This window comes from Sphingomonas paludis (assembly GCF_053502515.1).
The window spans coordinates 1,217,676-1,242,991 of record NZ_CP187558.1; the positions used below are offsets into that span (position 1 = coordinate 1,217,676).

Annotated in this window: 25 protein-coding genes; 14 read left to right on the forward strand and 11 right to left on the reverse strand. The window is 66.8% G+C overall.

The window, feature by feature from the left end; all coding sequences use genetic code 11:
* Positions 1-9 precede the first annotated feature (9 nt).
* The 4 genes from ACPVPU_RS05905 to ACPVPU_RS05920 all read left to right on the forward strand — a co-directional run bounded on the left by ACPVPU_RS05905 (position 10) and on the right by ACPVPU_RS05920 (position 3,286).
* Positions 10-1,320 (forward strand): cytochrome b, encoded by a 1,311-nt coding sequence (locus tag ACPVPU_RS05905; RefSeq protein ID WP_448660039.1) that lies wholly within the window; start codon positions 10-12, stop codon positions 1,318-1,320.
* A 15-nt stretch (positions 1,321-1,335) separates the two neighbouring features.
* Positions 1,336-2,175 carry a cytochrome c1 gene (locus ACPVPU_RS05910; RefSeq protein WP_448660040.1) on the forward strand — a complete coding sequence of 280 codons (840 nt, stop codon included), beginning with the start codon at positions 1,336-1,338 and terminating at the stop codon, positions 2,173-2,175.
* A gap of 75 nt (positions 2,176-2,250) precedes the next feature.
* A complete protein-coding gene (locus ACPVPU_RS05915; protein WP_448660041.1) occupies positions 2,251-2,808 on the forward strand; it encodes an adenine phosphoribosyltransferase in 558 nt (185 codons plus the stop codon).
* A gap of 91 nt (positions 2,809-2,899) precedes the next feature.
* Entirely contained in the window at positions 2,900-3,286 is a 387-nt protein-coding gene (locus tag ACPVPU_RS05920) for a hypothetical protein (RefSeq protein ID WP_448660042.1), read from the forward strand.
* Between the two features lie 6 nt (positions 3,287-3,292).
* Here ACPVPU_RS05920 and ACPVPU_RS05925 read toward each other — a convergent pair whose 3' ends face one another.
* Positions 3,293-4,813: a trypsin-like peptidase domain-containing protein gene (locus ACPVPU_RS05925; protein ID WP_448660043.1), complete on the reverse strand. Its 1,521-nt coding sequence runs from the start codon at positions 4,811-4,813 to the stop codon at positions 3,293-3,295.
* Between the two features lie 70 nt (positions 4,814-4,883).
* A complete protein-coding gene (locus ACPVPU_RS05930; RefSeq protein ID WP_448660044.1) occupies positions 4,884-7,055 on the reverse strand; it encodes a primosomal protein N' in 2,172 nt (723 codons plus the stop codon).
* Between the two features lie 184 nt (positions 7,056-7,239).
* Here ACPVPU_RS05930 and ACPVPU_RS05935 point away from each other — a divergent pair, with 184 nt between their 5' ends.
* Positions 7,240-7,944 (forward strand): DUF4197 domain-containing protein, encoded by a 705-nt coding sequence (locus ACPVPU_RS05935; protein WP_448660045.1) that lies wholly within the window; start codon positions 7,240-7,242, stop codon positions 7,942-7,944.
* Positions 7,945-7,962: 18 nt separating this feature from the next.
* On the opposite strand, the gene ACPVPU_RS05940 is transcribed toward ACPVPU_RS05935, so the two are convergent.
* Positions 7,963-9,447, reverse strand: a complete 1,485-nt coding sequence (locus ACPVPU_RS05940) for a diguanylate cyclase domain-containing protein (protein WP_448660046.1) — start codon at positions 9,445-9,447, stop codon at positions 7,963-7,965.
* Between the two features lie 134 nt (positions 9,448-9,581).
* On the opposite strand from ACPVPU_RS05940, the gene fsa reads away from it, so the two are divergent.
* The 3 genes from fsa to ACPVPU_RS05955 all read left to right on the forward strand — a co-directional run bounded on the left by fsa (position 9,582) and on the right by ACPVPU_RS05955 (position 12,352).
* The gene (gene fsa, locus ACPVPU_RS05945; RefSeq protein WP_448660047.1) at positions 9,582-10,235 is read left to right on the forward strand and encodes a fructose-6-phosphate aldolase; all 654 of its coding nucleotides are present in this window, start codon (positions 9,582-9,584) and stop codon (positions 10,233-10,235) included.
* A gap of 290 nt (positions 10,236-10,525) precedes the next feature.
* Entirely contained in the window at positions 10,526-11,452 is a 927-nt protein-coding gene (locus ACPVPU_RS05950) for a hydrogen peroxide-inducible genes activator (RefSeq protein ID WP_448660048.1), read from the forward strand.
* Between the two features lie 3 nt (positions 11,453-11,455).
* Entirely contained in the window at positions 11,456-12,352 is an 897-nt protein-coding gene (locus tag ACPVPU_RS05955; protein ID WP_448660049.1) for a tyrosine recombinase XerC, read from the forward strand.
* A gap of 33 nt (positions 12,353-12,385) precedes the next feature.
* On the opposite strand, the gene ACPVPU_RS05960 is transcribed toward ACPVPU_RS05955, so the two are convergent.
* From ACPVPU_RS05960 to rsmI, 4 genes are all read right to left on the reverse strand, one after another.
* On the reverse strand, positions 12,386-12,985 hold the full coding sequence (locus ACPVPU_RS05960; RefSeq protein WP_448660050.1) for a DedA family protein: 600 nt from the start codon (positions 12,983-12,985) through the stop codon (positions 12,386-12,388).
* A 258-nt stretch (positions 12,986-13,243) separates the two neighbouring features.
* Positions 13,244-14,200: a glutathione synthase gene (gene gshB / locus ACPVPU_RS05965; protein ID WP_448660051.1), complete on the reverse strand. Its 957-nt coding sequence runs from the start codon at positions 14,198-14,200 to the stop codon at positions 13,244-13,246.
* Positions 14,201-14,336: 136 nt separating this feature from the next.
* Positions 14,337-14,663, reverse strand: coding sequence for a YraN family protein (locus ACPVPU_RS05970; protein ID WP_448660431.1), 327 nt, complete (start codon positions 14,661-14,663; stop codon positions 14,337-14,339).
* Positions 14,664-14,695: 32 nt separating this feature from the next.
* Positions 14,696-15,628 (reverse strand): 16S rRNA (cytidine(1402)-2'-O)-methyltransferase, encoded by a 933-nt coding sequence (rsmI, locus tag ACPVPU_RS05975; RefSeq protein WP_448660052.1) that lies wholly within the window; start codon positions 15,626-15,628, stop codon positions 14,696-14,698.
* Positions 15,629-15,643: 15 nt separating this feature from the next.
* Here rsmI and ACPVPU_RS05980 point away from each other — a divergent pair, with 15 nt between their 5' ends.
* The gene (locus ACPVPU_RS05980; protein ID WP_448660053.1) at positions 15,644-16,837 is read left to right on the forward strand and encodes a penicillin-binding protein activator; all 1,194 of its coding nucleotides are present in this window, start codon (positions 15,644-15,646) and stop codon (positions 16,835-16,837) included.
* On the opposite strand, the gene hemW is transcribed toward ACPVPU_RS05980, so the two are convergent.
* Positions 16,834-17,982: a radical SAM family heme chaperone HemW gene (gene hemW / locus ACPVPU_RS05985; RefSeq protein ID WP_448660054.1), complete on the reverse strand. Its 1,149-nt coding sequence runs from the start codon at positions 17,980-17,982 to the stop codon at positions 16,834-16,836. The two genes, ACPVPU_RS05980 and hemW, sit on opposite strands and share 4 nt — an antisense overlap.
* 29 nt (positions 17,983-18,011) lie before the next feature.
* Between hemW and ACPVPU_RS05990 the strand changes: the two genes are divergently transcribed.
* Positions 18,012-18,407: a cupin domain-containing protein gene (locus tag ACPVPU_RS05990; RefSeq protein WP_448660055.1), complete on the forward strand. Its 396-nt coding sequence runs from the start codon at positions 18,012-18,014 to the stop codon at positions 18,405-18,407.
* A 118-nt stretch (positions 18,408-18,525) separates the two neighbouring features.
* On the opposite strand, the gene rdgB is transcribed toward ACPVPU_RS05990, so the two are convergent.
* The 3 genes from rdgB to ACPVPU_RS06005 form a co-directional block, all read right to left on the reverse strand.
* A complete protein-coding gene (rdgB, locus tag ACPVPU_RS05995; protein WP_448660056.1) occupies positions 18,526-19,197 on the reverse strand; it encodes an RdgB/HAM1 family non-canonical purine NTP pyrophosphatase in 672 nt (223 codons plus the stop codon).
* Positions 19,194-19,910, reverse strand: coding sequence for a ribonuclease PH (gene rph, locus ACPVPU_RS06000; protein WP_448660057.1), 717 nt, complete (start codon positions 19,908-19,910; stop codon positions 19,194-19,196). Before rph ends, rdgB begins: the two co-directional genes overlap by 4 nt.
* Before the next feature lie 236 nt (positions 19,911-20,146).
* Positions 20,147-20,386, reverse strand: coding sequence for a hypothetical protein (locus ACPVPU_RS06005; RefSeq protein ID WP_448660058.1), 240 nt, complete (start codon positions 20,384-20,386; stop codon positions 20,147-20,149).
* Positions 20,387-20,472: 86 nt separating this feature from the next.
* Here ACPVPU_RS06005 and hrcA point away from each other — a divergent pair, with 86 nt between their 5' ends.
* The 4 genes from hrcA (at position 20,473) to ACPVPU_RS06025 (ending at position 25,312) form a co-directional block, all read left to right on the forward strand.
* The gene (gene hrcA, locus ACPVPU_RS06010) at positions 20,473-21,516 is read left to right on the forward strand and encodes a heat-inducible transcriptional repressor HrcA (RefSeq protein WP_448660059.1); all 1,044 of its coding nucleotides are present in this window, start codon (positions 20,473-20,475) and stop codon (positions 21,514-21,516) included.
* 20 nt (positions 21,517-21,536) lie between these two features.
* A complete protein-coding gene (grpE, locus tag ACPVPU_RS06015) occupies positions 21,537-22,109 on the forward strand; it encodes a nucleotide exchange factor GrpE (RefSeq protein ID WP_448660060.1) in 573 nt (190 codons plus the stop codon).
* 29 nt (positions 22,110-22,138) lie between these two features.
* On the forward strand, positions 22,139-22,378 hold the full coding sequence (locus ACPVPU_RS06020; protein WP_448660061.1) for a hypothetical protein: 240 nt from the start codon (positions 22,139-22,141) through the stop codon (positions 22,376-22,378).
* A 186-nt stretch (positions 22,379-22,564) separates the two neighbouring features.
* Positions 22,565-25,312 carry a [protein-PII] uridylyltransferase gene (locus ACPVPU_RS06025; RefSeq protein WP_448660062.1) on the forward strand — a complete coding sequence of 916 codons (2,748 nt, stop codon included), beginning with the start codon at positions 22,565-22,567 and terminating at the stop codon, positions 25,310-25,312.
* Positions 25,313-25,316 lie beyond the last annotated feature (4 nt).

A 25,316-nucleotide genomic window follows, 5' to 3' on the forward strand; every position in this document is an offset into this window, starting at 1 on the left:
AGCACGACGATGAGCTTCCCTTGGGCAAAGCATTATGAGCCGAAGTCTCCGCTGACACAGTGGATCGATCAACGGCTGCCGCTGCCGCGGTTCGTGTACGGCGCGGTGGGCGCGGGCTATCCCGTGCCGCGCAACCTGAACTATTTCTGGAACTTCGGCGTGCTGGCTGGTGCGGCGCTGGCCATCCAGATCATCACCGGCATCGTGCTGGCGATGCATTACGCGGCCAATGCGGCGATCGCGTTCGACAGTGTCGAGCACATCATGCGCGACGTGAACCAGGGCTGGCTGCTGCGCTATGCCCATGCCAACGGCGCGTCGATGTTCTTCATCGTCGTCTATATCCATATCTGCCGCGGCCTCTATTACGGGTCGTACAAGGCACCGCGCGAGATGATCTGGCTGCTGGGCGTCGTCATCTTCCTGTTGATGATGGCAACCGCGTTCATGGGCTATGTGCTGCCATGGGGTCAGATGAGCTTCTGGGGCGCGCAGGTCATCACCGGCTTCTTCACCGCTATCCCACTGGTCGGCGAACCGATCCAGATCTGGCTGCTAGGCGGATATTCGCCGGATAACGCGACGCTCAACCGCTTCTTCTCGCTGCACTATCTGCTGCCGTTCGTGATTGCGGGCGTCATCGTCCTGCACATCTGGGCGCTGCATATCCCGGGTTCGAACAACCCGACCGGCGTGGATGTGAAGGGTGCGCAGGATACGGTGCCGTTCCACCCCTATTACACTGCCAAGGACGGGTTCGGCCTGGGCGTGTTCCTGCTGGTGTTCGCGGGCCTGTTGTTCTTTGCGCCCAACCTGCTGGGCCACCCGGACAATTACATTCCGGCCAACCCGCTGTCGACGCCGGCGCACATCGTGCCCGAATGGTATTTCCTGCCCTTCTACGCCATCCTGAAGTCGTTCACCGTCGACTTCATCCTAGAGGCGAAGCTGTGGGGCGTGGTCGCCATGTTCGGCTCGATCCTGCTGCTGTTCTTCCTGCCCTGGCTGGATGCGTCGCCGGTGCGGTCGGCCAATTATCGCCCGACCTATCGCATCTTCCTGATCGTGCTGCTGGTCGACGTGTTCGTGCTCGGCTATGTCGGCGGAGCAGAGGCGACGACGTCGAACGTCATCATCGGCCAGATCGCCACTGCTTATTATTTCCTGCATTTCCTGGTGATCCTGCCGATCGTGTCGATGATGGAGCGGCCGCGCCCGCTGCCCAATTCGATCACCGAGGCGGTGCTCGCCAAGAAGGGCGGCACGTCGCCCGCCCAGACCGCGCTTTCCGGCGGCCCCGTGCCCGTCCCGGCCGAATAAGGACTGAACCCGACCATGATCCGTCTCGTTTCCATCCTGATCGGCCTTGGCTTTGCCTTTGTGCTGCTGCTCGGCCTGTTCGGCTCGATCATGACCGAAGAAGCGCCGCATTCGGTCGAGCATGAGTTCCACCTGGCGCCCAAGGACGTGTCGTTCGCGTCCGACGGCGTGTTCGGCGGGTTCAGCAAGAACCAGCAGCAACTCCAGCGCGGGTTCCAGGTGTTCAAGGAAGTCTGCTCGGCCTGCCACTCGCTGCGTCTGGTTTCCTTCCGCGATCTGGAAGGCATCGGCTACAGCGAAGGCCAGATCAAGACGATCGCCGCCGAATGGGCCGTGCAGCAGCCGACCGTGAACGAGGAAACCGGCGAGATGGCCACGCGGCCCAACCTGCCCTCCGATCGGTTCCCGCTGGTCTATGCCAACGAAGCGGCAGCGCGCGCGGCGCAGAACGGCGCAGTACCGCCGGATTTGTCGCTGATGACCAAGGCGCGTCCGCACGGTCCGCAATATGTCTATTCGCTGCTGACCGGCTATTCGGACGTTCCGGCTGAGCTGACCAAGGAATTCCCGAATTATCAGGTTCCCGCCGGGCTGAACTTCAACCGTTATTTCCCGACGCTGGCGCTGGCGATGGCCGCTCCGCTCGCCGCCGACGGACAGGTGACCTATCAAGACGGGACCAACCCGACCGTCGATCAGATGGCGAAGGACGTGTCCGCGTTCCTGGTGTGGACGGCCGAGCCGAAGCTGGAAGTGCGCAAGCAGACCGGCCTGGCGGCGATCATCTTCATCCTGATCTTCACTGCGCTGGCCTATGGTGCCTATCGCAACATCTGGCGCGACGTGAAGCATTGATCGGCTGATACCCACTTCAATCCGGCCCGCCTGTCGTCATCGCCAGGCGGGCCGTTTCATTTCGGGGGAACGACCATGACGGCCCAGGCCGAACCGATCACCGGCAATGCCGATATTGCCGCGCGCATCCGCACCATTCCCGATTTCCCCAAGCCGGGCATCCTGTTCCGCGACATCACCACGCTGTTGCTGGACGGCGAGGGGCTGAAGCTGGCGGTCGAGGGGATGCTGGCCCAGGTGGAGGGCCCGGTCGACCTGGTGGCCGGGATCGAGGCGCGCGGGTTCGTCTTTGCGCCCGCGCTGGCGCTGGCGCTGGGGGCGGGTGTGCTGTTGATCCGCAAGGACGGCAAGCTGCCCGGCGCGACCATCGCCGAGGATTATGCGCTGGAATACGGGACCGACCGGATCGCCATCCATGTCGATGCCGTTGCGCCGGGTGCGCGCGTGCTGCTGATCGACGACCTGATCGCCACCGGCGGCACGGCGCGTGCGGCGGTGCGACTGCTGCGCAAGGCGGGTGCGGTGGTGACGCAGGCGGCGTTCGTCATCGACCTGCCCGACCTGGGCGGCGCGGACCTGTTGCGGGCGGACGATGTGTCGGTGCACAGCCTGGTCGGTTTTCCGGGGCACTGATCGCCGTCACCCGCGTTCAATGGTGAACGGCATGTTCAGCCCCCGCTAAGCCGGGAAATGGAACGGTGCCGCATCAACGGAACGGGAGTGGATGGCGATGACGCGAACCCTCAAGACCCTTGCCCTGACGATTGCCGCCGGGATCGGCGTGTCGGCCTGCACCGACTATGGCTATGGCGGCTATGGCTATAGCTCGGTCAGCGTCGGGGTCGGTGGACCGGTCGGCTATGCCGGCGACTGGTATGATCCCAGCTGGGGCGACCCCTATTGGGGATGGCACCGGGGCTATTACTACCCTGGCACCGGCTATTACGTTTATGACCGTTGGCGACGGCCGCATCGCTGGAACGGCTATCATCAGCAATATTGGCAGAACCGCTATCACGGATGGCGCGGCGACCGGCGGGCGATCCGGCCCTATTGGAACGATTTCAATCGGGGCTGGCGCGGCGGCGGACGGCGCGGCTGGCGGCGCTGACCAAAGCTAGCCCGCCGGTGCGGGCGATGCAGGCGCGCATCGATAGGTGAGCCATTCGTCCGGCCGTGCGGGCAGCGACTGGCGCACCGTCGCGCGGGCCTGTGCCAGCGCGGTTCGTGCTGCGGCGTCGGCGGGGCAGCTGGTCGCGGTCAGCTGACCATCGGCGCGCAGATCGGCGATCCGGGCGGCCGACAGATAATATCGATTGTCGGTCAGCGTTGCCGTTGCCGGATCGAAGCGGAGCACGGACACCCGGTTGTCGTCGAGGGCGATGCGTTCCCAGGCGTTGCCCGATGCCAGAAAGGCCGACTTGCCGTTGGCGCAGCCATCGGCCCGCCAGTCGAGTTCGACATCGGCCATCGCCGAAATGGTGATCCGGCTGCGGTCGGGCAGCGGCGTGCAGACCATCGGCCCGGTCGGCGGCTGGCGAACCGCAGGCGCGGCCATTGCCGGGGGCGTCCCGGCGGCAGCCACAGATGGCGCAATGCCCGGGCGCAGGACGAATGCGAGGACGGCACCGATCAGCAAGGCGATACCCGCCGCCGCAGCACCGATGGCCCCGCGCCGCCGCCCGTTAATGAACAATAGGCCGGCACCGCACAGCGCGAGCACCGACAGCGCCAATGCCATTGCCGATGCCGCGATGAAGTTTTCCCGTTCGACCTGACGTTCCATGCGGTCCCGATCGGCCGCCAGCGCCTGTTGCGTGGCGACCCGCGCGGCTTCGGCGCGCGCGGCGTCGGCTGCCCGCGCACCCGCAACTTCATCCGCCTCCCGCTGCTGTTCCAGCGCCAGTTCCGGTTCGATGCACGCGCTGCCGATGGTGCGCACCGGCTGTTTCGCCTGCCGCAGAAAGGCCGCCAGTTCAGCCTCCGTCACGGCGATCCCGAAACTGGAATCGCCCTCTTCGCCGCGGGTAAGCGCGCTGTTGACGCCCAGCACCCGCCCGCACCGATCAAGCAGCGGTCCGCCCGAATTGCCACGCGCGATGCTGGCGGTGTGGAGCAGGACATTGGTGCCGATCAAGCTGCGCTGGCCCGAGAGCACGCCCTGCGAGCGCACCGGGGTCAGCGGCGTGATGAAATCGCGCGCCGAGCGGGCGGTGGCCAGATCGACATTGCCGGGATAGCCGAGCGCGACCACTGCCGCCCCCTCTGCCACCGGGCCGGTGAACAGGACCAGCGGGCTGAGCCGGACGCCATCGAACTCGATCAGCGCCAGGTCGCGGTCGGGATCCAGCGCGATCAGCCGACCCTGAACGGCGCGCGACCCCTCGGACGGGACGACGCCGATGACGACATCGCCCGGATAGCGGGCGGCCGCTTCGACCACATGCGCATTGATGACGACCCGGTTGGGCGCGATGGCAAAGCCGCTGCCATGGCTGAAATCGACGACCTCGTCCTCGATGACAGCGATGGTGACGATCCGGACGACGCCGCGCGCAGACACCGCAATGTCATCGGCACGGGCGGGCGCGCCAAGGCCGATCAGGAGAGCGAAAGCCAGGATCAGCCGGATGAGCATCAGAGATAGGGATTAAAGGTCACGGGCGCTGCTGTCGAGCGGGGCATGAGGCGCGGACGTGGCCCGTCGCTCAGACAAAGCTGTAGGGATCGACGTCCACCGCCACGCGGACCTTGGCGGGCCATTCGATGCTGGCCAGCCAGTCGCGAACCCGGTCCTGAAGCGGGGCGGAGCGAGGGGCATGGACCAGCAGGCGCAGGCGGTGGCGGCCGCGCAGCATGGCGAGCGGGGCGGGAGCGGGGCCATAGACGTGCAGGTCGTCGCTGCGCGGTGCCGCCCTAGCCAGCGCATCGGCCGTCGCCTCCGCCGCGCCCTTGTCCTCGCTGGACACAATGATCGCGGCATAGCGACCGAAGGGGGGCACGCCGGCCTCTCGCCGCGCCTCAGTTTCGGCGGTGTAGAAGCCATCGGCATCGCCGTTCACCAACGCCTGCATGACGGCGGCACCGGGCTGGGTTGTCTGGATCAGGACGTGCCCCGGCTTTTCCCCGCGCCCGGCCCGGCCCGCCACCTGCATGATCTGTTGAAAGGTCCGCTCTGCCGCGCGAAGATCGCCCCCAGTGAGGCCCAGGTCCGCATCGACCACGCCGACCAGCGTCAGATTGGGGAAATGATAGCCCTTGGTCACCAATTGCGTGCCGATGACGATGTCGATGGCCCCTGCCTCCATCCGAGCGACGAACTCGGCGGCGCGGGCGGGGGACCAGAGCGTGTCGGAGGTGACGATGGCGGTGCGCGCATCGGGCCAGAGCGCGCGTGCCTCATCCGCGATGCGTTCGACGCCGGGGCCGCAGGCGACCAGCGAATCCTCCGTCTCGCATTCCGGGCAATGATCCGGGCTTTTGATGGTGTGGCCGCAGTGGTGACAGGTCAGCCGTGCGATCAGCCGGTGTTCGACCATCCAGGCGGTGCAGTTCGGGCACTGGAAGCGGTGGCCACAGGTGCGGCAAAGGGTGAGCGGGGCATAGCCTCGCCGGTTGAGGAACAGGAGCGCCTGTTCGCCGCGTTCGAGCGTGGCGTCGATCGCCTTGACCAGTTGCGGGGCGAGCCAGCGGCCGCGATCGGGCGGCGTGGCGATCAGGTCCACCGCCTGGATATCGGGCAGTTCGGCCGGACCATAGCGACCGGGCAGCTTGAGTTCGGTATAGCGGCCTGCCGCGACCTGAACCCGGGTTTCTATGGCGGGGGTGGCGCTGGCAAGGAGTACCGGGCACCCCTCGAACCGGCCGCGCATGACGGCCACGTCGCGGGCGTGGTAATGCACGCCCTCTTCCTGCTTGAAGCTCGTTTCATGCGCCTCATCGACGACGATCAGGCCCAGGTTGCGATAGGGCAGGAACAGGGCGGAGCGCGCGCCGACCGTCACCAGCGCCTCGCCAGAGGCAATGGCGCGCCAGGCGCGGCGGCGCTGGGTAGAGCGCAGGTCCGAATGCCAGGCGACGGGGGCGCACCCGAACCGCGCCTCGAACCGCCGGAGGAAGGGCTCGGTCAGCGCGATTTCGGGGAGCAGCACAAGCGTCTGCCGCCCGGCGGCGATGGCGGCGGCCACCCCCTCGAAATAGGTTTCGGTCTTGCCCGAACCGGTCACGCCGTCGAGCAGAAAGGGCGCGAAGGACCGGGCCTGGACGGCGGCAGTGATCGCATCGGCCGCCGCCTGTTGCTCGGCACTCAGTTGCGGCGGGCCGAAGCCGGGATCTGGCACGGGCAGGGGGCGATCCGCAATCGCCTCGACCGGCTCTAGCGCGCCTGTCTTGACCAGCCCGCGCAGCACCGCGTCCGAGGTTTCGGCGATGGCGGCGAGTTCGCGGATCGTCCCTTGCCGCTCGGCGATCCGCGCCAATGCCTGTTCGCGCTGCAGGGTCAGCCGGTCGGGGAGCAGGCCGGTGGCGCGATATTCGATGATCGTGCGGTCGCCGGCCAGCGCGGCGGTGGAGGCAAGCGCCATGCGCAGCACCGCGGCGAGCGGGGCGACATAGTAATCCGCCGTCCATTCGATCAGCCGCCGGAGCGGCTCCGGCACCGGCGGCGCATCGGCGAGCGCGATCAGGTTGCGCAGGCGGTTGTCGCCGACGGTTTCGCCCGGCAGTCGATCCTCTTCCCACACCACGCCCAGCATCTGGCGCGGACCGAGCGGCGCGACGACGATGCTGCCCGGTCCCACGTCCATGCCCTGCGGCACCCGGTAGTCGAGCGGGCCGAGGGCCGAATTGAGGACGATGACGCGGACGCGGGACGATGCCATGACCCCCATATCGCGGTTCGATGCGTCCGCGAAAAGCCCGTCCGTTCATCGACAGGCCAGCCCGGTGCGTTAAGGGAAGGCTGAGATTGAACCGGATCGTCATTGCGAGCGCAGCGAAGCAATCCAGTGGTGACGTCGGATTGGATTGCTTCGCTGCGCTCGCAATGACCAGTGGGGTCGAGGGATGCGCGACGAGGGAGATTGGACGATGGTCGAGGGGTTGATCGAACGGCGGCGGGTGCTGATCGGCATGGCGGCGCTGCCGCTGGTGGCGGGATGCACTGGCCTGGGCGGCACGCTGAGCCTGGACGAGGCCTTGCGGCGGTTGCTGACGCTGTCGACGCAGCGTGCCTTTGCCCGGCTGGCGTCGCAGGACGGGTTTTTCGGCGATGCGCTGGTGCAGATCGGCCTGCCCGAACGGCTGGCCAACAACCGCGCGGGCGGCGTGCTGCAACGGATGATCCAGACGCCGGTGGTGCAGGGGCAGATCGTGCGGCTGGTCAACGACGCCGCCTGGGATGCGGCGGAGCGGACCGCGCCCATCCTGTACGACGAAATCCGGCGGATGAGCTTTGGCGACGCCATCGCCATCGTGCGCGGCGGGCCACAGGCGGCGACCGGCTATCTGGAGCGGTCGATCGGCAACAGCATCGTCGATGCGCTGTTCCCCGAAGTGGGCGGGGCATTGCGCGCGCTGGACGGCGGCGTGCTGGGGCAGTTGCTGGGTGCTGCGACCGGCGTCGATTTCACCGGCATCCAGCGCGATGTGTCCGGCGCGGCGGCACGCGCGATCTGGGGCGCGATCGGGCGCGAGGAAGCGGCGATCCGCGCCGATCCGCGCGGTACCGGCGATCCGGTGCTGGCTTCGGTGTTCGGCGTCCTGCGATAGCGCGCGGCGCCCGGGCGATCAGCCGGCGGCGCGGGTATTGCCGCCGGGACGGAACAGCAGCGCGGAATAGCGCCGGGCCGTCCCCCGCTGGATCCGCTTCGCCTCGTACAGGGCGGTATCGGCCCGGTGGATGAATTCGCGCTGCGACCCCGTGGTTGGGCCATATTCGGCATAGCCGATAGTGCCCGATACCGGCAGTCGCCCGGCGCTGGTATGCACCGGCATCTTGAGATCGCCCAGCAGCCGTTCGATCAGCACATCCGCCTGGCCGCACAGTTGCGGTTCGGTCAGCAGCAGGGCGAATTCGTCGCCACCAAGCCGTGCGGCAAAGGCAGCGTTCAGATAGGGCGCGCGCAGCCGCCGCCCGACGGCCCGCAGGATGTCGTCGCCCGCGATATGACCATGGGTGTCGTTCACGCCCTTGAACCCGTCCAGGTCGAGCAGCAGCAGGGTGAGCGGATGATCGCCGCGCGTTGCCCCTTCGATCGCGATTTGCAGTTGGCGGTTGAACGCCGCCCTGTTGCCGATCCGGGTCACTTCATCGACATGGGCCGAACGGCGCAGGCTTTGTTCCATGCGGTAACGGTCGGTGATATCCTGGATCAGGCCTGTGACCGCCACCGGCACGCCGTCCTCAAGCTCCAGTTCGCCGACCGATCGCACGCGCAACCGTCGGCCGCGCGCCGTGTCGAAATCGGTTTCGAACTGCATCGGCGCGCCGGTCGCGATGGTGGCCTCCAGCGCCTTTACCACCGTGTCGCGGGCATGGGGCGGATAGAAGCTGAGGGCGTCGATCAGCGACAGGTCGCTGTCGACTGCCAGATCGTGGATCCGGTACACGCCTTCCGACCAATGCAGCTGGCGGTCGGGGAGCGTCAGCCGCCACGATCCGATCATCGCCATCCGTTCGGCCTGGTCAAAGGTGCGACGTTGCTGGCGCATGGCCAGCGCCTGCTGCTGGAAATCCTTCGAGATGGCCTGGCTGGTGACCAGTTGTGCCCGGGCATGGATAAGCCGTTCGGCAAGCAGCGCCAGCCGCTCGAGCTGGGCGACCTGAGCGGGCGTGAAATTGCGTTGCCGGTTATCGAAGACGCACAGCGTCCCGATGGGGCAGCGCGGCCCGTTGGCCTGATCGCTGATGCGGATCGGCGCGCCAGCATAGGCCCGAAGGCCCATGGGTCCCTGGACATAGGGATTGTCCAGCGTCCGTGGATCGGCCAGGGTGTCGGCGACGATCAGCGGCTCGTCGGTCCGGATGACCAGATCGCAAAAGGCGATTTCGCGCGAACAGCCGGGGGTGTCGCAGCCGTGCCGCGCCTTTGCCCAGGTTTGGCTGTCGTCGATCAGCGTGACCAGCGCCATCGGCGCGTCGGCAACCTCGGCCGCCAGGGTGGCAAGCGTATCGAATTCGGGACCGCTCATCGCCTGTTGCAGGCCAAGCGTGTCGATCAGATGCGTGCGATACTCGTCTTCGGCGACGGCAAAGTCATGGGCGAAAATCATTCGCAACGGACTAATGCGACATGGTTAAGAAATGGCTCCGTCGCCCCGGTTGATCGTCACTGCGCTTGCCCGGGGGCGCGGGATGCGCGAAAGGGGCGCGCGTCACCCGATGTCGCTGTTTCAGGAGCCGCTTCATGAAGTTTTTCGTCGACACCGCCGATACCGCCGAAATCGCATCGCTTGCCGAAACCGGGCTGCTCGATGGGGTTACCACCAATCCGTCGCTGATCCACAAGTCCGGTCGCCGGTTCCTGGAAGTCGTCGAGGAAATCTGTGGCCTGACCGACGGCCCGGTATCGGCCGAAGTGGTCGCGCTGGATTATGAAGGCATGATGCGCGAGGCCGAAGTCGTGCGCAAGATCGCCGACAATGTCTGCGTCAAGCTGCCGCTGACCATGGACGGCCTGCGCGCGTGCAAGGCGCTGACCAGCGAAGGGACGATGACCAACGTCACCCTGTGCTTTTCCGCCAATCAGGCGCTGCTGGCCGCAAAGGCCGGCGCGACGTTCATTTCGCCGTTCGTGGGCCGCCATGACGATGTCGGGTTCGATGGCATGGACCTGATCCGCGACATCCGGCTGATCTATGACAATTACGCTTTCGGTACCGAAATTCTGGTCGCCAGCGTCCGCCATCCGGTTCACGTCCTGGAATCGGCCCGCATCGGTGCCGATGTGATGACCGCGCCGCCCGCGGTGATCCGGGCGCTGGTCAAGCATCCGCTGACCGACAAGGGGATCGAGGGTTTCCTGGCCGATTGGGCAAAGACGGGCGAGACCATCGCCTGATACCGGCGGTGGCGGGAATGGCGGTCGTTGGACCGCCATTCCCAATCCGTCCCGACGCGCACGCATCGCATCGGAGCGGACAAGGGAAGCGATTGCGCCGTCAGGGCAGGGCGCTATCGAACCGGCCGGGACAGGGCCGTTTGGCGTCTTCCCTTATCCATGCGGACCGTTCGTGGGGGCATTTGGTCCGCGCCGACCCATGTGCCGCGTGACCAGCCAAAGCTCAAATGGATTTGGGTTGCCCTTTCTGATAGATTTGATCTATGCCTTGTCCAACAGGGGAGGCGGGCATGGTCAAGTTGCGGCAGCTGGAATATCTGGTCGCCATCGCCGATGCGCATAGTTTCGGCCAGGCGGCCGTCAGCGCGAACGTATCCCAGCCGACGTTGAGCCAGCAGATCCGGGTACTGGAGGAGGAACTGGGCGTCACGCTGGTCGAGCGGCGCGCAAACGGGGCGATCCCGACGCCGATAGGGCGGGCGATCATCGACCGGGCGCGCGCCATCCTGCGCGACGTGCGCGAGCTGGAGGCGGTGGCCAGGCAGGGGCGGCATGGCCTGTCCGGCACCTTGCGGCTTGGCACCACGCCGACGCTGGGGCCGTATCTGTTGTCCCCCATCATTTCCCGACTGCATGAATATGCCCCCGATCTGCGCCTTTACGTGCGCGAGGGGATCCCGGCGCATCAGGCGCTGGAATTGTCGCGCGGGCAGATCGACCTGCATCTGGGCCCGTTGCCCATCGGGGGCGAGGGCGTGGTGATCGAGCCGCTGTTCCGAGAGCCGCTGCTGCCCGTCGTCGCGGCTGACCATCCGCTGGCCCGACGCGAGGAGGTGACGATGACCGACCTGCGCGGCGAAGTGATGCTGTCGATGGACCCGCGACACCATTTCCACCGGCAACTGGCCGAGGTGGCCAGCGATCACAACATGGCGATCAGCCCCGATTACGAAGGCACCAGCCTGGACAGCCTGCATCAGATGGTCGCCAGCGGCATGGGCATGACGCTGCTGCCCGCGCTGTATCTGTCGTCCGAGGTGGGGGGCAGTTCCAGCCTGAAGATCCTGAAGATCGGCGGATGGAACGTCTATCGCTCGATCGCGCTCGCCTGGCGTAACGGCTCTGCCTATGAGGCGGAATATCGGGCGCTCGGCGAACGCATCGCCGAGCTGGCCCGGACGATCATGATCCGGCAACAGGCGGTCGAGGCGGGATAAGCCGTGACCGATCCGGCCCCGCTGCCGCTGGCCTTTGCCCGGCATCTGGCACGCGACCGGCGGCGATCGGCGCATACCGTGCGAGCCTATCAGGCAACGGCGGAGCGGCTGATCGCGTTTCTGCAGCAGCATTGGGGCCAGCCCGCCGACCCGGCGGCGCTGGGCCGGACCAGCGCGGCCGATCTGCGCGCGTTCCTGGCGCACCGGCGGGCAGAGGGACTGTCCAACGCATCAGCCGCGCGCGAATTGTCGGCGGTGCGCGGGTTCCTGAACTGGGCGGCGGGCGACGAAGCGGCGCTGCCCCGGCTGAAGGGGCCGCGCGTCAAGAAGGGACTGCCCCGGCCGGTCAGCCCGGACGAGGCGGTGGCGCTGGCCGAAGAGGTTGCGGAACAGGCCGACGAACCGTGGATCGCAGCACGCGACTGGGCGGTCTTGATGCTGCTGTACGGCGCGGGACTGCGGATCGGCGAGGCGATGGCGATGACCGGGGCGGTGCTGCCGCTGGGCGAGACGATCGCGGTGACGGGCAAGCGGGCCAAGATGCGGATCGTGCCGCTGTTACCGCCGGTGCGCGAGGCGATCGAGGCTTATGTCCGGCTATGCCCCTATGGCACGGCGCGGGATGCCGCGCTGTTCCGGGGCGCGCGGGGCGGGCCGCTGTCCCCCGCCATCATCCGCCGCTCGGTGCAGGCAGCACGGGTTCGGCTGGGACTGGGCGAACGGACGACGCCGCATGCGCTGCGGCACAGCTTTGCCACGCATCTGTTGGGCAGGGGGGCGGATTTGCGATCGCTTCAGGAGCTGTTGGGCCATGCCAGCCTGTCGTCGACCCAGGTCTATACGGCCGTCGATGCAGCGCATCTGATGGACGTCTATCGCAATGCGCATCCAAGGGCGTGACCCCGGATCGCCCCGAGCGGTTGCGGGCGACCGTTACGCCTCTTTTTTCCAGGTGATGACGCGGTAGAGATAGATGATGACGATGCCCACCGTCATCGCCACCGCGATCGGGCCGACATAGCGATCGAGCTGGTCGAAATTGGCGCCAAGATAATAGCCCGCGCCGACCAGGACCGCATTCCAGACGCTGCTGCCCGCCAGTGTCCACAGCGAAAAGCGCCAGAAGCTCATGCCGGTCATGCCCGCCGGCAGCGAGATCATGGTGCGAAAGGTGGGCAGCATCCGGAACACGAACACGGTGATGCCGCCATGGCGCAGGAAGAAACGGTGCACCCGTTCCACGTCCGCCCAGTCCAGCGTCAGCCAGCGGCCATGGCGTTCGACAAAGGGGCGCAGGCGGTGATAGCCGACCTTCCTGCCCACCCAGTACCACCAGTAATTGCCAGCAAGCGTCCCTAGCGTGCCCCAGATCAGCAGCGGCCAGAAGGTCATGTCGCCGCGCGCCACCGCCATGCCGCCCAGGCCCATGATGACCTCTGAAGGCACGGGCGGCACGATGTTTTCAAGCGCCATCAGGAGGAAGATGGCGAGGTATCCGCCCCAGGCGATCCAGTCGAGAATCCAGTCGGTCATGAGGTCGGCCGCACCAATTCGACCAGGCCGACCGTCATTGCGAGCGTAGCGAAGCAATCCATTGACGGGGCTGGATTGCTTCGCTGCGCTCGCAATGACGAAATGGGGTTGTTTCGGGTCATAAGACGCTAACGCTTGATTGCGCCATCAGTCCCGTTCGGGCTGAGCTTGTCGAAGCCCTGTCCTTCTTCGCCACGCATGAACAGGGCAGCGCTTCGACAGGTTCAGCGCGAACGGTTGAACGATTGGAGCATCGTCTCACCCCCGCGCCGCGACGCGTGCCTCGATCGCGTCCCAGATCATCCCGGCGGTGTCGGTGCCGTTGAACCGATCGATGGCGACGATGCCGGTGGGGGAGGTCACGTTGATTTCGGTCAGCCATTCGCCGCCGATCACGTCGATGCCGACGAAGATGAGGCCGCGCGCCTTCAGCTCGGGGCCGAGCGCGGCGCAGATTTCGCGTTCCTTCGCCGTCAGTTCGGTCTGCACCGCCGACCCTCCGACCGCGAGGTTGGATCGGATCTCGCCTTCACCCGGAATGCGGTTGATCGCGCCCGCCACCTCGCCGTCGACCAGGACGATGCGCTTGTCGCCCTGGGCCACGTCGGGGAGGAACGCCTGCACCATATGCGGCTCGCGGTAAGCGGTGTTGAATACCTCGATCAGCGAAGAGAGGTTCTGGCCGTCGGCGTCGATCTTGAAGATCGCCTTGCCGCCATTGCCGTGCAGCGGCTTGACCACGATTGCGCGGTGCTTCGCCAGGAACGCCTTTGCCTCGTCGAAGGATCGCGTGACCAGCGTGGGCGGCATGAAGCGGGCATAGTCGAGCACCCACACTTTTTCCGGCGCGTCGCGGACCGAACGAGGGTCGTTGACGACCAGGGTGCGGTCGCTGATCCGCTCCAGCAGATGGGTTGCGGTAATGTAGCTGAGGTCGAAGGGCGGATCCTGCCGCATCAGCACCACGTCCGCTTCATCGCCCAGATCAAGGCTGACGGGATCGCCGAAGTCGAAATGATTGCCCGGTTCGTGCCGTACGGTGACGGGATGTGCCCGCGTCCACAGCCGGCCGTCGGACCAGTTCAGGTCCTGAACCAGGTAATGGAACAGCCGGTGACCGCGTGCCTGAGCCGAGAGCATCAGGGCGAAGGTCGAATCGCCCGCGATGTTGATGGCATCCAGCGGGTCCATCTGGACGGCAACGGTCAGGGTCATTCAATCCAATCCCCGTTCGGGCTGAGCCTGTCGAAGCCCTGCCCTGCTGTTCCAACCCGCCCATGAACGAAAGGCAGCGCTTCGACAGGCTCAGCGCGAGCGGTTGGGGGTCAGATAGGGTGGCTGCTGTGCCTTGTCATCCGATCCAGGCGTTCTCGATGTGCCGGGGCGGGTGGCCGGGCGCAAGCAGGATCACGTCGATGCGGATATCCTGGCCCTCTGTCGCGTAGCGATGGGCCAGCGCCTCGGCCGCGGCGGCGACGCGGGACAGGCGATGCTGGTCGATGGCGAAATCCAGTCCGGCCGGCGTAGCGCGGACCTTTACCTCGACGAACGCGATCAGGCCGGGGCGGGCGGCGATCAGGTCGATTTCGCCTGCCCTCGTCCGCACGCGGCGATCCAGGATGCGCCAGCCCTTTGCCTCCAGCCAGCGAGCGGCTTCATCCTCGCCCGCGCGGCCCATCGCCTCGGCTGTGCGGCGGTCACGGGGCACGATCAGCCCCTCCCCCTTGGGGGAGGGGTTGGGGTGGGGGGTGGTGAGGGACCGTCCTGTGCCCCATCCCCCACCCCAACCCCTCCCGTGAAGGGGAGGGGCTTTTCCTTTTGTGCCATGGCGCGGGCATAGAGTTCCCGGCGATCGAGGCCGAATTGCTTGGCCACTTCCCCGGCCGCCTTGGACGCGGGCAGGCGGGTGAGCGCTTCTACAAGCGCGGCATCGGCATCCTCGATCGCGGGGGGCGGAGCATCGGCGGGTGGGCCGACGATCACCACGATCTCGCCCTTTGGCGGGGCATCGGCATAGCGCGCGGCAAGCTGGGTCAGCGTGCCGGTGATGCATTCCTCGAACTTCTTGCTGATCTCGCGCGCAACCGCCGCCTCCCGGTCGCCCAGCCCGTCGGCAAGCGCGGACAGGCAGGCGGACAGGCGAGGCCCCGATTCGTAGAGGATCAGAGTGGCGCGGATGGCCGCCACTTCGCGGATCGCCTCTGCTCTCGCCATCGCCTTGGCCGGCAGGAAGCCCAGGAAGAAAAACCGGTCGGTGGGCAATCCCGCCAGCGTCAGTGCCGCCACCGCCGCGCAGGGACCGGGGATGGTGGCGACCAGATGCCCCGCTGCCCTGGCATCGCGCACCAGTTTGAACCCGGGGTCGGAAATCAGTGGCGTTCCGGCATCGCTGACTAGTGCAACCACCTGTCGACCCATCCGTTCGATCAGGGCGGGCCGGACCTGATCCGCATTATGATCGTGATAGGGTGTCATTGGCCGCTTTACCCCGATATGGCGAAGCAGACCGGCCGTCACACGGCTGTCTTCAACCGCGATCACATCGGCGCGGGACAGGATTTCGGCGGCACGCGGCGACAGATCGCCAAGATTGCCGATTGGGGTGGCGACGATATAGAGACCGGGCGGAAGTTCGGCGTTCATTGGACGGGGAGTGGCATGACTGAAGCGGCAGGGAAACCCGGAAGCGTGACGAAGCTGTTCAGGATGGCCGTCATCGGCCTGGGGCTGGTGCTGGCCGGTTGCCAGGTGGTGCCGAAAAGCGGGCCGCAACAGCCCGGCCCGGTCACCCAGCCGCGTCCCGTCGATCCGCCGCCGATCACCGGCGGCATTCCGGAAGACCGCGAACGCCATCGGATTGCGCTGCTGGTGCCGATGACCGGCCCCAACGCCGGGGTGGGGCAGAGCCTTGCCAACGCCACTACGCTCGCATTGCTGGATACCAATACCAAGGCGATCCGGATCACCACCTATGACACCCAGTCGGGGGCGGCAGTCGCGGCGCAGCGGGCGATCGCCGATGGCAACCGCCTGATCCTGGGGCCGCTTTTGTCCGAGGATGTCCGTGCCGTCGCGCCGATCGCCCGCCGGGCGAATGTGCCGGTGCTGAGTTTTTCGAACGACGTGTCGGTGGCGGGCAATGGTGCCTATGTCATGGGCTATTCCCCCGACCAGTCGATCGAGCGGGTGGTCGATTTCGCCCGCCAGAACGGGATCAGCGACTTTGCCGGGCTGATGCCGCGCGGCACCTATGGCGACCGCGCCTCGACCAGTTTCCTGCGCGCGGTGGAGGGGGCGGGCGGCCGCGTTGTCGCCATGCAGAGCTATGACCGAAGCCAGGCATCGATCAACGCAGCCGTCGGCCGGTTGAATGGCGCATCCCCGTTTCAGGCGGTGCTTGTGGCGGACAGTTCGGGAACGGCGGCGCTGTCGATCCCGGCCATCCGGCGGGGCAAGAACAGCGGTGCGCGGCTGCTTGGTACCGAATTGTGGAACACCGATACCGGGCTGGCGAGCAATGCCGCGCTGAACGGCGCATGGTTCGCCAGCGTGTCGAACGGTCTGTATCGCACCTATGCCACCAAATACCGCACGCGGTTCGGGGCGGCGCCATATCGCCTGTCGAGCCTGGGATATGACGCGGTGCTGCTGACCGTGCGGATTGCCCGCGACTGGAAAGTGGGCACGCCGTTCCCGCAAGGGCGGCTGGTGTCGCCGGACGGCTTTGCCGGACTGGACGGTGCGTTCCGATTTGGCCGCGACGGCGTGGCGGAACGCGCGCTGGAGGTGCAGGAGATCAAGGGCGGCACAACCGCCGTCGTGTCGGCAGCGCCGCGCAGCTTCGCCGACTAACGGGCGATTTCGCGCAGTATCGCATCGAGCAGCGGCATCCCGGCGGGGGTCAGGCCGATGCGATCGGGCGACTGCCAGACCAGGCCGTGACCCGCCAGCCGGTCGGCCGCCCTCAGGTCGATCCGCGTATCCGCCGGGGCATTGCCCACCGCCGCCAGATGGCCAAGGTCCAGCCCCTCGGCCAGTCGCAGGCCCATCACCATCGCCTCGGTCGCGCGCTCATCCCGGATGAGCGCCGTCTCTTCGCGCAGGCCATTGCCGTTTCGCTGGACCGCCGCGATCCAGTTTTCCGGCTTCTTGTGGCGAAAGGTCGCCATGCCGTCGCGCCGGCCATGCGCGCCGGGGCCGATGCCGGCATAGTCGGTATAGCGCCAATAAGTCAGGTTATGGCGGCTTTCCGCGCCCGGCCGTGCGTGGTTCGACACTTCGTAAAGCGGCAGCCCGGCGGCGGTGGTGAGCGTCTGGGTCGCGTCCCACAGATCGGCGGCGGCATCGCCATCGGGGATGATAAGGTCGCCCCTGGCCGCCAGCGTGGCAAAGCGGGTGCCGGGTTCGATGGTCAGCTGATAGAGCGAGAGATGCTCGGTGCCGAAGGCGAGGGCGCGGGCCAATTCCGACTGCCAGGCCGCAAGCGACTGGCCGGGGCGGGCGTAGATCAGGTCGAAGCTGACGCGGGCGAAGGACGCTTGCGCGGTGGCGAGCGCGGCCAGCCCCTCGTCCACGCCGTGCGCGCGGCCGAGAAAGACGAGCGCGGCGTCGTCCAGCGCCTGCAGCCCCAGCGACACTCGGTTCACGCCCGCAGCGGCGAGATCGGCGAAGCGCGCCGCCTCGACCGAGGAGGGGTTGGCCTCCAGCGTCACTTCCAGCCCGTCGACGGGCGACCAGATGCGTGTCGCGGCATCGATGATCGCGGCGACGGTGGCGGGCGGCATCAGCGAAGGGGTGCCGCCGCCGAAGAAGATCGAGCCGAGCCGTCGGCCGGGAAGCAGGGCGGCTTCGTGCGCCAGGTCGGCGAGCAGCGCGGCGGCCCATGCGTCCTGGTCGACGGTGTCGCGGACATGGCTGTTGAAGTCGCAATAGGGGCATTTGCTGACGCAGAACGGCCAGTGGACATAGAGGGCGAGGGGAGGGATCATGCGGGCCATGCTTCGACGCCGAGTGGAAGGGGAAGTCCATGCCCAAGCTGACCGATCATCCGATCCATCTGGGGCCGGGCGGTACCGCAGCGGCCCAGCCCGTGCTCGACGGGCCGCAATGGTATGAAGGCTATGACGTTCGGCATGGCAATGATGGCATCGAGGGGCGGCTGGTGTTGCAATACCGGTTCGACACGAGCTGGGACAGTTGGGAGATGCATCCCGCCGGGGCGGAAGTGGTGCTGTGTGTCGCAGGGGCGCTCACGCTGGTTCAGGAATTTCCGGACGGGCGGACGGAGCGGGTGACGCTGAGTGCGGGGGAATTTGCCATCAACCCGCCGGGCGTCTGGCATACCGCCGACGTCGCGGCCGGGGAGGAGGCGGATTGCGTGTTCATCACCACCGGCATGGGGACGGAGCATCGGGCGCGCTGAGATGGCGTGCCGAAGCCTGTATCCCCGTCTGCGTTTGGGCATTCACCCTCTCCAAGCTCTGCTAGCCGCTGGCGCGGCAAGCGGCGCTATCCTCCCCCGTCGAGGGGGAGGATAGGGTTTAGAACACCGCTTCGACCAGCTGGCGGAAGGCGTCGGCGCGGTGGCTGACGGCGTGTTTTTCCGCCGGGTCCATTTCGGCGAAGGTGCGGGTTTCGCCGTTGAGCACGAACACCGGATCATAGCCGAAGCCAAGTTTCCCGCGCGGCGGCCAGACTAGGTGGCCGTGCGCGCGCCCTTCGAACCACTCGACATGACCGTCGGGCCAGGCGAGCGCGAGGGTGCAGGCGAAATAGGCGGAGCGGTTGGCGTCCGGGCCAAGCTCGGCGAGTTTCCCCTCTACCTTGCCCATCGCCATGTACCAGTCGCGACCCTTTTGTCCCTCGTACGGCTGACGCTCCGCCCAGTCGGCGGTAAAGACGCCGGGTGCGCCCAGCAGCGCCTCGACGCACAGGCCGCTGTCGTCGGACAAAGCGGGCAGGCCGCTCAGGTCGGCGGCCTGCATCGCCTTCAGCTCGGCATTCGCCAGGAAGGTGGTGCCGGTCTCGATGGGCTCCGGCAGGTCGAGTTCCTTGGCGCTGACCGGCTCGATGCCATAGGGGGCGAGCAGGTCGCGGATTTCGCGGACCTTGCCCTCATTATGGCTGGCGATGACCAGCTTGCCGGGGGCGAGCTTGCGGATCGCCTGGGGCGGCACCGCGTCCTCGTCGCCATCCTGTCCCGGCGCGCTCACCGGCCCACCGCCTTTGCCTGAGCGGCGAAAATCTGCGTGCAGCCGATGCGGGCGAGGCGGAGCAGGCGCAGCAGCCCTTCCTCGTCATAGGTCGCGCCCTCGGCGGTCGCCTGCGCTTCGGCGATGTTGCCGTTGCCGAGCAGCACGAAATTGGCGTCCGCGTCCGCCGCCGAATCCTCCGGGTAATCGAGGTCGAGCACCGGCGTGCCTTGCCAGATGCCGCAGCTGACCGCCGCGACCTGGCTGGTGATCGGATCGACGGTCAGCTTGCCCTCGGCCAGCAGCTTGTCCACCGCCAGGCGCAGTGCGACCCATGCGCCGGAAATGCTGGCGGTGCGGGTGCCGCCATCAGCCTGGATCACGTCGCAGTCGAGCGTGATCTGGCGCTCGCCGAGCAGTTTGAGGTCAGTGACCGCGCGCAAGCTGCGGCCGATCAGCCGCTGGATTTCCTGGGTCCGGCCCGACTGCTTGCCTTTTGCCGCCTCGCGGCTGCCGCGCGTATGGGTGGCGCGGGGCAGCATCCCATATTCGGCGGTCACCCAGCCCTCGCCCTTGCCGCGCAGCCATGGCGGCAGCTTTTCCTCTATGCTGGCGGTGACCAGCACCTGGGTATCGCCGAACGCGATCAGGCAGGAACCCTCCGCATGGCGGGTGTAATTGGGCGTGATGGTAATGGCGCGCATTTCGTCGGGCGCACGGCCGGATGGACGCATGGGGGTTTCTCCTGTGGCTGTCGCTGCGTCCCCTAGACCCGATGCGCGCGGGGCGAAAGAGGCGCGGAAGGTGGCGAAGGTGGTGGCACGTCACATTGAAAATCGCCCCTCGCGCTGTCTCGCCGACGATGCGGGGCGGGCGAGGGCGGTTATGGGCATGGGGGTGTTAGAGCAGGGGAAACCCAACATTGCCAGCGGGGCGCGGGCGTTCACGCGGTGCCGGCCTGCCCGATCAATCAGAACAGCAGGAGTGGTGCGGCCCCCAGCGCAATGTAACCGATGCCCAATATTCTGATCCATCTGGCCCTGGTCGGGACATAGGTTTCAAGGGCGCGGCGCTCTTCGAAATGAGCCTCGCTGGCTCCGGCCTTGAGGTCCGCAAGCCGCGCATTCTGGCGCGCATGGGCCTTGCCTGAAATCTGGTTTGAAAAGGCCAGCAGAAGGATGCCGACGACAATCAGGACGATTTCCCACATCGTCCGACGGTATCCTTGCCAGTGACTGCTGGCAATGCCGCCTCAACCCGCTTTGATTCTGCGCAAAAATCCCTAAATCTGAGCCCATGATGGGGCCGCCGATTACCGAATTGACCGACCGGGCGCGCGATGTGTTCCGCATCGTCGTGGAATCCTATCTGGACAGCGGCGCGCCGGTGGGATCGCGGACCATTTCCAAGGTATCCGCGCTGAACTTGTCCCCCGCATCCATCCGCAACGTCATGCAGGACCTGGAGGAGCTGGGCCTGCTAGCCGCGCCGCATACCAGCGCGGGGCGGATGCCGACCGACATGGGCCTGCGCCTGTTCGTCGACGGGATGATGCAGGCGCATGAGCCGTCGCAGGACGAACGCGCCGCGATCGAGCGCGAGGCGGGGCAGGGCGGGCCGGTGGATGCGGCAATCGCCAGCACGACCGCCGCGCTGTCCGGCCTGTCCGCCTGTGCGGGCCTGGTGCTGGTGCCCAAGCGTGAGCCGGTGCTGCGTCAGGTGGGGTTCGTGCCGCTGGCGCAGGACAAGGCGCTGGCGGTGCTGGTCGGCGCGGACGGGACGGTGGAGAACCGGGTCATCGACCTGCCCCCCGGCCTGCCGCCCGGCGCGCTGGAACAGGCGGCCAATTACCTGTCCGCCATGCTGGCCGGGCAGACGCTGAGCGAGGCTCGGGCCCGGCTGTCCGGCGAGATCGCGCGGGAGCGGGCCGAGCTGGACGTGGCGGCGCGGGCGCTGGTCGAACGCGGCCTGGCGGTGTGGAGCGAGGATGGCGACCGGCGGCCGGTGCTGATCGTGCGGGGACAGGCGCGGCTGGTCGACAGTGCGGCGGCCGAGGACCTGGAGCGCGTGCGGCAATTGCTGGACGAGCTGGAGGGCAAGCAGGAAATCGCGCGCCTGCTCGATTCGGCGCGGGAAGGGGATGCGGCGCGCATCTTCATCGGCAGCGAGAACAAGCTGTTCGCCCTGTCCGGATCGTCGGTGATCGCCAAGCCGGTGCGGGCGCTTGACGGGCGGGTGGTCGGCGTGGTGGGGGTGATCGGCCCAACGCGGTTGAACTATGCCCGCGTGGTCCCCATGGTGGATTTCACCGCAGCGACGCTGGCGCGTCTGCTGGCATAAAGACGAAGCAGAACAGGGACATGATGACTGAGGAAACCGAGAACGCCGGGCAGCAGCCGGGCGGCGAGACCATCAGCGAGGAATTGCGCGAGGCAACCGCCGAAGCAGCGCCGGAAGTGGCGATGCAGGACCGGTTGGCCGCGCTGGAGGCCGAACTGGCCGAGGCACGGCAGCAGGTTCTCTATGCCCGCGCGGATACCGAGAATGTGCGCAGGCGTGCGGAAAAGGAAGCGCAGGACGCCCGCGCCTATGCGGCGACCGGCTTTGCCCGCGACATCCTGTCGGTGGCGGACAATCTGTCGCGCGCACTGGCCGCGATCCCCGACAGCCTGCGCGCCGACGAGAAGATGAAGGGCCTGGTCATCGGGCTGGAGGCGACGGGCCGCGAGCTGGAAACGGTGTTCAGCCGCCACGGCATCACGCGGATCGAGGCGGTGGGCCAGCCGCTCGACCCCAACCGGCATCAGGCGATGATGGAAATGCCGTCGGACGCCGAACCGGGCACGGTCGTGCAGGAAATCCAGGCGGGGTACATGATCAAGGACCGGCTGCTGCGGCCCGCGCTGGTGGGCGTGGCGAAGAAGGCGGAGTGATCGGGGTGGCGTGGACGGCCGACCGATAAATGTCAGAAGACGGCTTCATCGCGCCGGGAACGCATGTTCGTTTAGATAGCCTACTGGGCGACGACGGCAAAACATCCCCCGAATATGGCGTGGTTGTGCACTGTTGGTTTGATGACGAGCTCAGCGGTTTTGACTGTTATGTGGCGTTTTTCGGCGCGGCAATTCCAAATGGAACGCCCAACGATAAGCCCTATGTTCTTCGTTATGCAGCAACGTCGCTAACGAGCTTGTCCGTTTGACGATCCGCGATGCAAAGGCAATTAGGACTGCCGCCATCCCCCCTTTCCAAGCTGCGCTAGCCGCATTTGAGGCAAGCTCCGCTATCCTCCCCCGCAAGGGGGGAGGAGGGGCTGCCCCGGCGGTTTTGGGGTAGAGCGTCCTTTTCGGCCGTGACGTTGGGGCCACGACCCCCTATCTGACAGCCCATGCCAGAACGTTTTGCCGCCGTCCGCAATCGCCGTGAGATCATCGACCGCCGGGCGCTGGCCGAGGTGCTGGCGGCAATTCCGGTGAGTGATGCCGGGCGGATGCGGCAGGCGGCGACGGCCGAGCTGAAGGCGGCGCTGACGGCCGGCTGGGTGGAAATCCGCAGGCGGTTCGAGGAGAGCCCGGCGCATGGCATGGTGGCGGCCGCGTCGGGCGCGTTCCTGACCGACCAGATCCTGCGCCTGCTCTGGGATTTCACCACCGAGCGGCTGTATCCGCTGGCCAATCCGACCGCGTCGGAGCGGATGACGCTGATCGCCGTCGGTGGCTATGGTCGCGGCGAGATGGCGCCGTTTTCGGACGTCGATATCGGGTTCCTGACCCCCTACAAACAGTCGCAATGGCATGAGCAAGTGATCGAGACCATGCTCTATGGCCTGTGGGACCTGGGGCTAAAGGTGGGCCAGTCCAGCCGGTCGATCGATGAGATGGTCCGCCAGGCCAGGGGCGATATCACCATCCGCACCGCACTGCTCGAGGCGCGATACGTCTGGGGCGATACCGGCGTCTATGAAGAAGCGGCGCGGCGGTTCAAGACCGATGTGCAGGCGGACGGCGCGCGCAGTTTCGTGATCGAAAAACTGGCAGAGCGCGACGAGCGGCACCGCAAGATGGGCGACAGTCGTTACGTCGTCGAGCCGAACGTCAAGGAGGGCAAGGGCGGCTTGCGCGACCTGCACACGTTGTTCTGGATCGGCAAATATGTGCACAATGTGGGCGATGCCGCCGCGCTGGTCGATGCGGGGTTGCTCACCAAGACCGAATATCGCCAGTTCAAGCGGGCGGAGAATTTCCTGTGGTCGGTGCGGTTCCACCTGCACCTGCTTGCGGGCCGTGCCGAGGAGCGGCTGACGTTCGACGTGCAGCCGGAGATTGCGGAGCGGATGCATTATGCCGACCGGCCGGGGAAATCCAAGGTCGAGCGGTTCATGCAGTTCTATTTCCTGCAGGCCAAGCGGGTCGGCGACCTGACGGGGCTGTTCCTGGCGCATCTGGACGAACAGTTCGCCAGCCGCACCGCGCGGTTCGGCCTGCCGCGCATTCGGCGCTCGCCCCGCAAGCTGAACGGGTTCGTACTGGATCGGGGACGCCTGGCGCTGCCGGCCGACGACTGGTTCGCGGACGATCCGGTGCGGCTGATCGAGATGTTCTGGCTGGCCGACAAGCACGGGCTGGAGGTGCATCCGCTGGCGATGCGGGCGGCGGCGCGCGATGCGAAGATGATCGACGACAAGCGCACCGATCCGCGGGCGAACGCGCTGTTCATGGATGTGCTGGCGTCGAAGCGCGACCCGGCACTGGTGCTGCGCTGGATGAACGAGGCAGGCGTGTTCGGCCGGTTCATGCCGGATTTCGGCCGCGTCGTGGCGCAGATGCAATATGACATGTACCATCATTATACGGTGGACGAGCATACCATCCGGGCCATCGGCCTGCTCAGCCGGATCGAACGCGGCGAGCTGACCGAGGATCACCCGCTGGCGCATGGCATCTTCCCGCAGATCGTGTCGCGCCGTGCGCTGTATGTTGCGGTTTTGCTGCACGATATTGCAAAGGGCCGGGGCGGGGATCATTCGATCCTGGGCGCGGAGGTGGCCGAACGGCTGTGCCCGCGCCTTGGCCTGAGCAAGGCGGAGACGGAGACGGTCGCCTGGCTGGTGCGGTACCATCTGTTGATGTCGGCGACCGCGTTCAAGCGCGACCTGTCGGACTTCAAGACGATCCTGGATTTCGCGGAAGTGGTGCAAAGCCCGCAGCGTCTGATGATGCTGCTGGTCCTGACGGTCGTCGATATTCGCGCGGTCGGGCCGGGCATCTGGAACGGGTGGAAGCGGCAGTTGCTGACCAACCTGTACGACAGCGCCGAGGAAGTGCTGCGGCTGGGCCACAAGCAGAAGGGGCGGGGGGAACGGGTCGCGGTCAAGCAGCAGACGGTCGCGGACGCGCTGGGATGGGACGATGCCGAGCGCGACCGCATGGTGCGCGTCCTGCCCGAGGCCTATTGGGTGGCGGAGCCGGTCGATGTGCTGATCCGCAATCTGAAGCTGATGGCGGAAGCGGGCGATGCGCCGCTGTCGATTTCGACCGAGCCGGACGGAGAGCGCGCGGCGACGCTGGTGACCGTCTATGCCGCCGATCATCCCGGCCTGTTCTATCGCATCGCAGGCGCGATCCATGCCGCCGGGGGCAACATCATCGATGCGCGCATCCACACGACCCGCAGCGGCATGGCGCTGGACAATTTCCTGGTCCAGTCGCCGATGGGCGGGCCGTTCGACGATGTGGCGCAGCTGCAGCGGCTGAAGGCGGCGATTGCGGATTCGCTGGCCAACCGGGCGCGCCTGCGCGAGCGGCTGGCGCGCAAGACGGCGATCCGCCCGCGCAGCGATGCGTTCACCATCGAGCCCAATGTGCTGATCGACAATCGCGCGTCCAACCGCTTTACCGTGATCGAGGTGAATGCCCGCGACCGGCCCGCGTTGCTGCACCATCTGGCCAATGCGCTGTTCCAGTCGAAGGTGACGATCCATTCGGCACACGTCGCCACATATGGCGAGCGCGCGGTGGATACATTCTATGTCACCGACCTGATGGGCGACAAGATCGGCAGCGGAACGCGGCTGCGCGCGATCGAGCGGCGGTTGCTGGAGGCGGCGGGCGGCGAGGTGCTGGCGGACGCGGCCTGACCGG